The following is a 12,504-nucleotide window of genomic DNA, read 5'->3' on the forward strand; positions in this document are numbered from 1 at the left end:
CCAGCCTGTTCAGAAATATGAGAAGCGGTAGGATAAGTCGGAAAGGTCCGCTAGCCGTCATGGGAGTCTTCCGAAGGAAAAGTGTGTAACGACGTTAGCCTCTGCCCTTTGACCTTCTCAGCCTTTGTTCTTCGCCGAGCAGCTCGAATGGTCCGCGAGCGGGGGCCCTGCGCCGCTTGCGGCCGAGGATTCATTCCTCGGTCGCACGCAAGAAGGGCAGGGTGGAAGCAGTTGCAGGCGGGGCGGCCCCGTTCCGCACAGTATAGAGCGGGGCCGGCATAGGTTTGCCGACGATGATGCAAAAGCGGGGGAGCCCACGTATCCACTGTCGCTTTAATCTGCGGCCAAGTCTTTCGTGTTTTTGCTTGACACAAGAGCCTTTGGTGATATGATCGTAGCTGACAAATCAGGCAGAGAGAGAACTTGTGCGTGTTCGTGCGGATTCGCACGGGGCGCGAAGACTTCTCCATTCCAGGGCAACACGATTACGGTAAAGGAGGCGAGTGATGAGGCTTTTGACGATTGTGCAAGCCATCGTGGTCGGTGCGGTTCTGGCCGGTACCGTCCAAGCCGTCAACCTCGGGTTGGAGGGCACGTATCTTGCTGCATCGGCGGAGCTCGATCAGAGAGCAGGGGCGGGAACAGGCGGGGGCACGATGCAGCCGCCGTACACGGACGACAGCGAACTGAACTTCGCCGGCTCGATTGCTCCCGACTGGTACGTGGCCTATCCCAGTTGGATCGGCCCGGCCGCCGTTCACTGGCGGCTGTCGAAGGAACCGGCGGACAAGACCGAAGGCGAGTGCTCGATGAAGATCATGATCGACGACGAGCAGATGAATCCGCGTGATATCTACGTGGGGACGAAGTTTCCTACTGTTGCAGGCGTTGAGTACAACGTGTTCTTCGACATGAAGTTGGGCAACATGAACGGCCTGACGACGAAGCCTTTCCGAGCGCAGTATGCGGTTCGGGCCGACGGCTCACTGTCCGCCAATGACATGAAGGCCATCGAGGACGGTCCGGGGTCCATCACCTTCCCGGCGGCGAACTTCGGGGACGGCCTGTGGCACACGTACCAGTACACCTTCACCGCGACCGGTCCTGAAGCCTCGCTGATTATCTACACGCGGGCACGTGAGGGAGCACAGGTCCAGGGCAACTTCCACCTGCTCGACAACCTCGTGGTGGTCCCAGAACCGACATTGTCCGCGCTGCTCATGGCAGGCGGCCTGCCGGCGCTGCTGAGGCGGAGACGATGACGAACCGGACATGAGAGGCCCTCCACGACCGGGACCATCGTGCAGTTGGTCCCGGTTCTGTTTGCGCCGATCTCACGTTCTGCGAATGACTGCGGAGTTGCGGAGGGGGTGTGGTAGAATAGGAAGGGAGGTCTGCTCGCGATCGGGCGGCCGCCGGAGGCGTCGGAGCGCTGCGGCGGCGGTTTGGGGGCGATGGTCCGTGCAGAGCGGAGGAGCAAGCCGATGAAGTCAAGGCGGGCTGAGACGTCGATCGCAGTCGCCTGCTGCGCTGCTATCCTGGTCTTGTCGCCGCCCGCCGAAGCCCGGCGCATCCTCGAAGTCGGACACCAGCCGTATCTGCAGCTCGGCGACGCCCCGCTGGCGACGACGGGGCCCGGCGTCGGCGAGAGGGACCAGATCGTTATCGTCTGGCAGACAACGGAATCCGGAATGGGCGACGCGCCGACCGATTTTTTCGAAGTGGGATATCGTCGGGTCGGCGAACCCGGTCTCACGCCGGCGGCCCCGATCGGCACGTTGGCGACCGGTTCGGGCACGCGGGTGAATCACTGGGTTACGATCACGGGGCTCGACTACGGCGAGCAGTACGAGTATCAGGTGATCCATAAGCGGGAACCGGGCAACCCCGTGGTAGTTGCCGCCTATGCCGGTGCGTTCAGCACGCGAAAACGCCACGACGACACCGCCCCATTCAGTTTCGCGGTGACGGGCGACAATGCCCATGCCAGGCTTCCTGAAACGGTACCGGTATTCGAAATGGTCATGGGGCGGATTGCTGCCCTGGATCCGGCATTCGTCATGCTCGTGGGTGACGGCGTCCAGGATCTCGGCGAACATCCGGAGTACGATTACCGATTCAACGAATCGCTGGTCCCGAATCAGTCGGCGTTCGTCCGCAACCACGTCGAGTACTTCTGCATGGGCAACCATGAGGCCTACACCAACGACGGCGGGCCGGCGCTGGACAACTACCACGTGCCGTCTCCGGTTTCGGGTGTCACAAGCCCGGTGGCAGGCCCTGTGGGGGAGTCGCCCGAGAAGAACTACTCGTACGATTACGGCCTGGCGCATTTCACCATTTTCGACGCCACGGCTTGGGGCGGGCCGGGCAACTCGGACGCGCGGCAGTCGGCGATCGTGACGTGGCTGCAGGCGGATCTCAACGCGAGCAGCCAACCCTGGAAGATCGTTGTCGGTCATTATCCGCCCAAGTCGGGCGTCGGGCGCCCCGACACCGAGGGCGACATGGCGGCCGAGGTGATTCCCGTCCTCGTCCAGGCAGGGGCGGACGTCCTGCTTTGCGGGCATATTCACACCTATCAGCGGAGTTTCCCTCTGACCGGCTATGCGGGCGGCGACGTCACGTACCTTACCGACCAAAGCCCGCTTTTCGTCAATCGGGATCTGTATATCAAGGGCGACCATGTGATTGAGATCGTTGTCGCGCCGGGCGGGATGCCCTTTGATGGGAACGTTCCGAACCGGCTTCCGGGCTGGCTGGCCAGGGCGTTTGGGGAAAACAACGGAGGGCGGGCCGGGCCGATGCTGGTCGAGGTCGACCAGCGGTTTCTGAAGCTCCGGTACGTCGCGGCGGATAACGGCGAGGTCATGGACGAGGTCGTGATCCACGTGCCGGCGCCCGTGATCACTCTCAGCCACACCGTTTTCAATCGCACGATCTTCCTTGGTGAGGACCTGCCCAAGGATACGTTCACGATCCGAAACGGGGGCATCGGTACGCTGAACTACACGATCGAGGATGACGCTTTCTGGCTGAGCCAGTCGCCCACAACGGGCGATTCGACGGGGGAGCCGGACCCGATCGACATCAGCTACGATGAGGTGTCCGGGCTGGAGGTGGGGCAGTATACGGCGGTGATTACCGTCTCTGACGAGGAGGCTGCCAACAACCCACAGACGATCCTGGTCAACCTGACAGTGAGAACCGTCTCACCTGATTTCGACTACGACGGCGACGTCGACCAGGAGGACTTCGGGCACCTGCAAGCCTGCCTGACCGGGACAGGCGCGACACAGACGGAACCCAGGTGCCAGAATGCGGACGTGAACAACGACGAAGTCATCGACGGCATTGACATCTCGATACTTCGTGGTTGCCTCAGCGGGCCAGGGGTGCGTGCCGACCCGAACTGTGCCGATTGAAGGAGAGGCCTGGCTGTCAGCTCTCCGTCTCTCAGAAAAGCAGAACGTAATCAGCTTGAATCCTGCTTTGACATCGAAGATGGACAAGACACCGTCCATTTGTGGTTCCATGTTCACGGTTCTTCATTCCCCGCGTTGCGGTGTAGAACGGTGGGATGTATTCTCTCGAAAGGTGTTCAACTGGAGCTGTTGGAACAATCGTACATCTGGGGCCGGTGAAATGGCGCGGCGAGCAATGAGGTTGGCGGTGGCGGCGGCTATGGTGTCGGCGGTCTGCGCGTCGATATCGCGGGCAGAGAAGCCTTATGCAGCACCGATCTGTCCGCACATATTGGGCTGGCCGGATGACGTGAAGAAATGGGCGGAAGGTGCCCCCTGGATCAAGGCGCTCGACATTACGAGTTGCGCGATTGCCAAGGAGCGCGGCGCTCGGGTCTTCTATCGGGTGTGGGACCACGCCTCCGGGCCGGACGGTGACCCGAAGATCGGCGGAAAGAAGTTCGGCCAAGAGATCCTCGACCGCCTGAAGCACCTGCCGAAGGAGAAGTGGCCCGACGCCATCGGTTTCCAGAATGAGTTCAACGACGTCGGCCCGGAAACAGCCAGGTGCTTCATCGACATGTACGACACCCTGCGCAAGGGCGGTTACGAGGGGCTGATCGTTTTCGGTTCCTACGGGCCGGGAGGTCCGACGGACTCCAAGGAGTGGGAGCGACCTCACGTCAAGGAGGCCTGCCTGAAGGCCGACGCGATCGAGACGCACGAGTACTGGGACCTGACGGTCAAGCACTACGACACGTGGCTGGCCCACCGCCATGTCCGGGCGATGAACGACTACCCCTGGTTGCGGAGCAAGCCGTGGTTCATCGGCGAGTTTGGCAGCGACGGGGTGAACAAGGGCGAGGACCCGCAGAAACGAAGTGGCTGGCGCGACCGCGAAAAGCTGACAGCGGACGAGTACATCAAGCAGATCGAGATCTATCGGTACGGCGACCCGAAGAACGAAGTGGTCGCCGCGGCCGAGAACGTGATGGCCGTCTTCCTGTTCCAGCAGGGCGCCCCGCCGCACATGTGGCAAGGGTGGGAGACGCGCGGCACGAAGGTGATGGACTACATGAAATCGACCTGGAAGCCGACCCACGCGTTCATCACCGGGAAGGTTACCGATTCGAGCGGGAAACCGGTAGCAGACGTTCAAGTTGCGATCTCTCCATCAGACAAGAAGGCGACCACCGATACCAAGGGGGTCTACTGGTACTTCGCGGTCAAACCCGGCGAATACACGTTGAAAGCAACGAAGCCCGGCCTCAAGGCGGCGTCCGTGAAGCTGTCGCTCAAGCCGGGCGATATTCTCGAGGCCAACCTGGCCCTGAAGTCCCCGGTGCGCGATCCGGCCAAGAAGAACGGTAGTACCCGAACGGAATAAGGCCGGCCAGCCCTTGACTCACCGGCCGGCCGGTGGCCGGGTGCGTCCCGCACGGTCGCCCGAGCGACCTCCGGTGTGTCAAGGGCCAGCCCTGGACACACGGGGCGGGCGGTGCCCGTGGGCCGAAGGCCGGACGCATCGCGTCCCCCGCGCGTCAAGGGCCAGCCGTTCAAGCTGGCTTTCGAATGGGTTTGCATGCATGGCATGCTCCTTTCTGCGATGCGCATGAAAAAAAGGCCACACCCGTCTGCATCGCTTGGGGTGGTGTGTGGCCTGTATTGGACGCGAATAGCAGCAGCCTTGTAGGTGAAACCTTATCAAAGGCGGCGTAGCGAACATCAATTTGCAGAGTTGGCTGACAGTGCAACGCCAGACGCATGAGCTTGGACCGGTTCGGTATTGACCGTCCCGAGCAGAACCAGCCAAAGTCTTGCCTATGACGGCAACACACAGCATCAGGCTGACAACTGCTTGACATCTGGGACAGTCTGGAATTATCATCCGATCCTATGAAGCAGGATGTCATTCTCGGCGCTAATGATGGTGCGGATGGATCGCGTGATTCTGCAGGAGGTGAAGTCATGATTGCTCGTTCCTTGATTTGTGCCATGGCCGTTGCGTCCATGGCATTGAACACTGCAAATGCGGCGCCGATTCTCCTGGCATCACATTCTTCAGATGTGGCGGGAGGAGGAGCGCCAGAGAGTGAACCGCAGGTCGAGTTCATTCTCCAACTACCCGGTTCGCTCGAAGACAAGTACGGTCTAGGCGTTGGGGCCTTCTGGGAGGCGCCAGGCCAACTGGACTTTACCAATGCCGGCGATCCTGGCTTTGCGATCTTCGCTTTGTCGGCAACAAATGGAATCGCGGAGGAGTTCCGGTTTTGGGATCTGTTCCCCTCTGGAGGCGGCCACATTAGCCCGCCTGCTCCGGAGTCACTGTTGTTCGGCGTCTCACCAGACCTCTTCGGCTACGAGCTTACACAAGTGCGGCTCATCGTGGAGAATCTCGTCTTCCAGCCATGGACACCTGACCCGCTGAACAACCCGGATCTTCAGGGATTCACGTATTCTGCGGAGATCACCTACGAGTTTTACGGCCTGCCGGTTCCCGAGCCCTCTTCATTGGCTGTGCTTGCGGTTCCGGCCGTGATCGCTGTTATCGTGGATAATTGCAGGTGTTCTCGAAGGCAATGCTCCACATAGACTCCGGGGACCGCGCCTGCAGCATTCCACAACGTGTTGATGTCGAGTGCTTGACATGCCCATCTGCGAGAAGCTACGATGTGACAGTGTCGCTAAGCACCTAACAACGTATGCGGTGTCTGCAATCATACAGGGAGGTGAGTCATGACTATTCGCGGGTTATCTGGCACTCTGGTCTTTTTTTTGGTGGTAATGAAGGTTGCCAAGGCATCGCCGATTCTCCTGGCGACCCTGGATGCTCGCGTCACCCTGGGCACGCCGCAGGTCGTTGAATCGGCGTGGCCTGTCCTCTTTTATCTAATGGAGGACAATAGCATTCGTGGGATGCTGTTCAATGAGTTTGCGATTCAACCTCAATTCCCCACTGACATCGACATCACCATCTTCTCGGCGGGTGATCCTGACTTCGGCGAATTCACTGCCTTGCTTTCGAATGGGCGCAACGACGACAAACTCAAGGGAGCGTGGAACAACAATGCGGGCCTGCTCGGAGGGGGTGGGGGACAGGATCTGTTCGATCTCGAGCTGCACGTCCCCTCATTCGGTCCTGATCGGGTCGGGTACCGGATCGAATCCATCAGAGAGGTTGTCACAGTTGACCTGAGGAGCCCCGGAGTCGACCCCGGTGGCGATGGTATCTGGACAGACTGGGAGATATCTGCAGGTAGATATGAGTTCTATGGAGTCCCGGTGCCGGAGCCGACATCGTCGCTGCTGTGTTGCGCCAGTGCGCTACTCGTAATTCGAGCCCGAAGCAAGTAAAAGTAACATGACGGTTAGCTCTTTAGGGCTAAGACGGAGAGATTTTCATGATTCACCAAGCTATTCGTTCGCTCATCGTTCTGTTCGCAGTGGCCAATGCCGCCACAGCCACCCCAATACTGCTATCATCATATGAGGCCCGGGAGGCACTCGACGACATCCGCTATGCGGATGTATCGCGCGTTGGTCTGATGCTGGAGTTGTACTCGCTCGCTCCACCTTACCAGTCTTTTACAGTTGGGGGCAGCGTGTATTGGCAGGATGGTCAGCAAGGAACGGTGGATTTCACCACCGAGGATGCTGCCGGCTTCAATGGGCTTGTTGGGCTCGTGACAAATGGAATCGAGGACCAGTTCTCCGTGCTAGCACTTTTTGAAGAAGGAGGAGGAGGTAGCGGAGGGCCAGAGAGTTGGCTGTTGGGGCGGTCCCCTGATCTCGCGGGGTATCGTGTCGATTTCGTGAGATTGAGTGTCGAGCAGTTGAGCATTGGACCCTCACCTGGGCATCCTGGAGCATCTCGGCTTGACTATCAGGCGAAGTGGGAGATGTGGGGGGAAGTCGTTCCCGAGCCTACGAGCTCAGCGGTATTCGTGCTTGGCGTGGTTTCGATTATGTCGCGTTGGCGTGTAAGCGGCACTTCTCGAAGGAGCTCAAGATGACCAAGCGACGCGCGATCGCAATCGTCTGCCTGCTCGTGTCGTTGACCCTGCTGCGCACAGAACTGTTTGGCGACTGCGCGCCGGGAGGAACCCCGCCTGCGGTGCCGGGACTTGGCGGCGGTGACACCAACACACACATTTTCTCGAACCAATGCCTCGCACGTGTTGGCACCGACGTCACGATCACCATCAGTGCCATTGCCGACCTGGGCTGCAACCCCTGGGACTCGACGCATGATCTTGGCGACTGCGATACCTGCTCCAACATCCCTTGCTGTGACGCGGACCCGGAGGAGAAATACCTGACGGTCACTGCCAACAACCACGCGTTGGACCCGGGTGTCACCGATAGCACCAACATGCCCGCTGAGGGCAAGTTCTTCAAGGAGTGGAACCTGGATTGCACCGGAACAAGCCCCGCCTGTGCAAAAGCTGGGCGATCGCCATGCGATGGCACAGAGCCGCTCTCGGCGAATCTGCACGCCGTGACCATCCCCGCCGAAACGTGGAATAGCTGGCTCGGAGCGAGCGGTAACACGATGACCATTCGTGTCACCTCGACTGGGGCCATGAATTCGTCTCTTGCGGCCTACTGCGCGGGTCTTGGGTTCGCTTCCTGCCCGTATGGCGGAAGCTGTGACGGACCCTGCGGGCCGGACACCTACTCGTCGGTGTCGATCAGCTATTTGGCTCCCGCCAAGCCCAGCATCGGCAGCCTGTCCGATAGCCCGGACCCGGTTGCCCAGGGCAGCAACCTGACCCTGACCGCCAACAACGTGACCGACGCCGACGGTTACGTGACCGCAGTTGAGTTCTATCGCGACACGAACGGCAATGGAACCATCGAGCCCGGCACGGACGTGCTGCTGGGCATCGACAGCAGTCTGGCCGGCGGGTGGACCTGGACGGGTTCCACGGCATCCTTCCCGGTGGAAACCAATCGTTATCTCGCCCGGGCCAAGGATGACATGGACCAGTGGGGCAATACGGCCAGCACCACCGGAAGCGTTGAGATTGCCGAAGCCTGTTGCAGGACCGACTTCTCCTGTCAGGACCTCTTGCCCACGGTGTGTGCGGCCAATGGCGGGACTCCCGCCGGGACGGGAACATCTTGCGGGACGGCCGACTCGGACGGCGATGGGATACTGGATACCTGCGACAACTGCCCGGATGACTCAAACCCGAATCAGTCGGACCACGATAATGACGGTATCGGCGATGCCTGCGAGAACGTGATCTACGTCAAACCCCAAGGCTCGGGCAACGGAACAACCTGGGAGAATGCCACCACGTTGCAGACCGCGTTGACCGCGGCCCAGACCCACGACGACATCTGGGTGGCCGCGTCCCCGAGCCCGACGGACTACTACAAGCCCAGTGTGCCGAGTGGGCGGGCGGCGACTTTCACGTTGAAGAACAACGTCTCGGTCTACGGCGGTTTTGCCGGCACCGAAGAGCCGGCCACGTTCAGACTGGCCGATCGCGACTTCACAACGAACCAGACAGTCCTCAGCGGCGACATCGAGACGAACACGGGTTGTTTTCTGGCGAGCAAGGACTTTGATCCGCCAGCCCCAGGATGTATAAGTCGCGACCATGGCATGGCAGGGTGGGTGAGTCCAGACGAGAGTGTTCTTCGAGAGACGTTGCTTCCGACTTCAGGGAGGACTCCATGACAACATCGATGATGAGAGGTTTTCTGGCTCTTTGTGCGATCCTCGCCGTAACGACCGTCCTCGCCCCTGCGGCCGGTGCGGCGCAGGTGATCTCGGTGGGGGCCGAGTACGGGTTCCTCTTGCCCAATCCCCCGTATACGCCAGACACACTCCGTATTCAGATCACCTTGGGCTACGGTGAACCGGAGAATACCATCGGCGAGCAGGTCTGGATAATGGGGCCGGGCGTCTATGACCTGTCTGGCGATCCAGACATGGGGTGTTTTCTGAACATGGCGAGCGACGGAATTCCGGAGTTCCTCTCTGTTGCCATTTTCGATGCCGCGGGCGCGTCTATCAGCTGCCCGGACGCTCTCGGCGAGCCCCAGACTCTTGGAGTGGAACCGTGGACAGTTGACCTGAATGGGCTCGATGCCACGGGTATTCAATTGAGTGTATGGGACCTTTCGCTCGCAGGAGGGTGCATTGTGCATTGGGAGGTAACGGGGCTCCCTGAACCTGCAACACTGTTGTCAGCCATTCCCCTGGCACTTGTCCTGGTTCGTGTGTGGGAACCGCGTTGTTGGTGAATTGGCTCGTCGAATAAGAACGGGATGGCAATGCTCGAACGATTCATTCTGGCGATGACATTGGTTGCCAGCTCGGCTCAAGGTGCGAATATCCTCTGTTCCGGCAGCCCGCTCGGGTTCAGTACGCCCGACCCGTTAGCAGTATCGGGGATTGGGACAGGGATGGAAACAGTAGGGAGGACGCCTGTGGTTTCGGATGCGGTAGTCGCAGTGTGCTTGTCAAGGGCATTTTCGGTGAAGGGAGTGACCAATGCTCAGAAGACCGGTGAGTAGCTTCGTGACCGCACTTGTGTGTGGACTTGGTGTGGGCTCTGCTGATGGTGCCAGTATAATATCTCAGGGGGCGGACTACTCCTTTGTGCTGCCTAACCCGCCCTACAATGTCGATACTCTTTGTATTCAAATCGTGCTTCGATATGAAGATTCCGAAAGCGCGATCGGGGATCAGGTCTGGCTGACCGGCCCCGGCGTTTTTGACCTCTCGTCAGACCCAGATATGTCGCTGTTTCTCTCTATTGCCAGCAACGGGCTTATGGACGATCTCTCGGTAGACATCATGGATGCCGCGGGGGCACGCATCAGTTATGTCGATGCTCTCGCTGAGCCCGAGACGTTTGGCAGGCCCGTTCCCTTCACAGACATCGCGCCGCTTGAAGCCACCGGTATTCAACTGTGCGTTTGGCATCTCTCTCCTGCTGGCGGACTTGGATTGCGCTGGGAGGTGCTTGGGGTCCCTGAGCCTACGACCGGTACGGCGGTGCTGTTGGGAGCCTTCATTGCCCTACTTGTCCGACACAGACGTTGTCCCTGCGGACGATGGGCGGCAGTATCAGCATGCTTGAGATGTCGTGGGTAACGGGGCAGTCGCGAGGGGCTCAGTGGTCTGTTTTGTAGAGCAGGAGGTGCCCTACGTGCTCCGCATATTCGACGGTGCAAGGCTCGCCGCTCTCGCATTTGTGTGTCTGGCTGGCGCGTGTTTGCCTAGACCTATCTTGGCTGACATTTTTGTCCGGTGGCAGGATCCTCAGGCCAATGCCTGGGTCCTGGCGCCCTCGGCGGAGGCTACGATTGACCAGGCAAATAGGAGAATCACGTTCATTACACCGGTAGCGAGCAGGGTGTACTGGGTCTACGCAGGCTCCGGCATTGTCCCGCAAGGGGAACCAGCGTGTGCTGGCTTCTCGCCTGAGGACATCGTTGAGATCTGCGGGGACTCCACGACGGTGAGCTTCTCGGTCCAGATCGTCGCCCCTTTCCAAGGACCCAATGGGCCCGTTCCTCGTTTCGGTTGCGATGGTGCGGCGAACGTCAACGCTATCAGTCTCAGCAACACAAACGCGAGGATCGCCGCCTCTCGCATTTCGGGGAACTGCGGCAGCATTCAACTCAAGACTGGGCAATCCGGCAGCATCGGTCGAGTGGACTTGAATATCGCTGGCTCGCTGACCAGAGACATTGACGGCGATGGGTACATCGACGTCGACCGCCCGTCAAGTTTCAGCAGCCTTGGCACGTCAGGTCTGATCATCGGAGGCAGCATCGCCAACGGCATCTCGTTGACCATCACGGGCCCGACCGGCGGCTCGCTGTCTGTCGCCGGCGATATCGACGGTAACGTTACGATCAACAGCTTTTCAAGCACGGGCAATATCTGTGCGGCTAATATCAGCGGCCTGAGCTCTGAATCTCAGCTTCCTCCCAATATCGATATTGGGCCCGACGGCGGTGGCTGGAAGGTATGTGGCCAGGATCTTGAATGTGACACCGATGGCGTACCTGACGGTGCGGACAACTGCAAGTGCGCGAACAATCCGGACCAGACCGATACCGACGGCGACGGGGTCGGCGATGTGTGTGACACCTGTACCGACACCGATGGAGACGGGAAAGGCAATCCGGGCTTTCCAGCCAATACCTGTCCCGCGGACAACTGCCCGGATGTCTCGAATCCCGGCCAGCAGGACACCGACGGCGACCAGGTGGGCGATGCCTGCGACAACTGCCCGACGATCTCCAACACAACGCAAGTCAACAGTGATCACGACGCGTTGGGTGACTCCTGCGACAACTGCCCGACGGTGTACAACCCCGACCAGACCGACACGGACGGCGACGACTTGGGCAACGCCTGCGATCCGGATGACGACGGCGACGACATCGCCGATGCGATCGACAACTGCCCCCTCATCTCAAACTCGACTCAAACGGATACCGACGGTGACGGCGTGGGCGACGCCTGCGACAACTGTCTCAACGTCCTCAACCCCGACCAACGGGACACCGACCGGGACGGTATCGGCGACGTCTGCGAGAACGTGATCTACGTTAAGCCTCAGGCGACCGGCTTGGGTGACGGAACAAGCTGGGAGAATGCCACCACGTTGCAGGCCGCTCTGACCGCGGCCCAGGAACACGACGACATCTGGGTGGCGGCCGGCACGTACAAACCCAGCTCACCGAGCGGGCGAGCGGCAACCTTCCAACTCCAGAACGACGTGTCGGTCTACGGCGGATTCGCCGGTATCGCTGCCGAGACCCCGGCCACGTTCAATCTGGCCGATCGCGACTTCACAACGAACCAGACAGTCCTCAGCGGCGACATCGGGACAGTCGGGACCCAAACGGACAACTGTTACCATGTCGTCACCGGCAGCGGCACGAACAGCACCGCGATTCTCGATGGGTTCACCATCAGGGACGGCAATGCCAATGGTTCCGCAACCAGCCAGAAGCGCGGGGGCGGGCTGTATCTGGCGGCCGGCAGCCCCGCGATTGTGAACTG

Annotated in this window: 9 protein-coding genes; all 9 read left to right on the top strand. The window is 60.2% G+C overall.

Annotated elements, in window-relative coordinates:
* Positions 1–506 precede the first annotated feature (506 nt).
* A complete protein-coding gene (locus PLL20_19580) occupies positions 507–1,262 on the top strand; it encodes a hypothetical protein (protein ID HPD32201.1) in 756 nt (251 codons plus the stop codon).
* 222 nt (positions 1,263–1,484) lie between these two features.
* The gene (locus PLL20_19585; GenBank protein ID HPD32202.1) at positions 1,485–3,425 is read left to right on the top strand and encodes a metallophosphoesterase; all 1,941 of its coding nucleotides are present in this window, start codon (positions 1,485–1,487) and stop codon (positions 3,423–3,425) included.
* A 220-nt stretch (positions 3,426–3,645) separates the two neighbouring features.
* Positions 3,646–4,851, top strand: a complete 1,206-nt coding sequence (locus tag PLL20_19590) for a carboxypeptidase-like regulatory domain-containing protein (protein ID HPD32203.1) — start codon at positions 3,646–3,648, stop codon at positions 4,849–4,851.
* Between the two features lie 509 nt (positions 4,852–5,360).
* Positions 5,361–6,056, top strand: coding sequence for a hypothetical protein (locus PLL20_19595; protein ID HPD32204.1), 696 nt, complete (start codon positions 5,361–5,363; stop codon positions 6,054–6,056).
* A 144-nt stretch (positions 6,057–6,200) separates the two neighbouring features.
* Positions 6,201–6,818 carry a hypothetical protein gene (locus tag PLL20_19600; protein ID HPD32205.1) on the top strand — a complete coding sequence of 206 codons (618 nt, stop codon included), beginning with the start codon at positions 6,201–6,203 and terminating at the stop codon, positions 6,816–6,818.
* A 47-nt stretch (positions 6,819–6,865) separates the two neighbouring features.
* On the top strand, positions 6,866–7,477 hold the full coding sequence (locus tag PLL20_19605) for a hypothetical protein (GenBank protein HPD32206.1): 612 nt from the start codon (positions 6,866–6,868) through the stop codon (positions 7,475–7,477).
* Positions 7,474–9,153, top strand: coding sequence for a thrombospondin type 3 repeat-containing protein (locus tag PLL20_19610; protein HPD32207.1), 1,680 nt, complete (start codon positions 7,474–7,476; stop codon positions 9,151–9,153). Before PLL20_19605 ends, PLL20_19610 begins: the two co-directional genes overlap by 4 nt.
* Positions 9,150–9,722 carry a hypothetical protein gene (locus PLL20_19615; GenBank protein ID HPD32208.1) on the top strand — a complete coding sequence of 191 codons (573 nt, stop codon included), beginning with the start codon at positions 9,150–9,152 and terminating at the stop codon, positions 9,720–9,722. Before PLL20_19610 ends, PLL20_19615 begins: the two co-directional genes overlap by 4 nt.
* An 878-nt stretch (positions 9,723–10,600) precedes the next feature.
* The coding region (locus PLL20_19620; protein ID HPD32209.1) for a thrombospondin type 3 repeat-containing protein at positions 10,601–12,504 on the top strand (1,904 nt) is incomplete at its 3' end.

The organism is Phycisphaerae bacterium (assembly GCA_035384605.1).
In the GTDB taxonomy this organism is placed as follows: domain Bacteria; phylum Planctomycetota; class Phycisphaerae; order UBA1845; family PWPN01; genus JAUCQB01.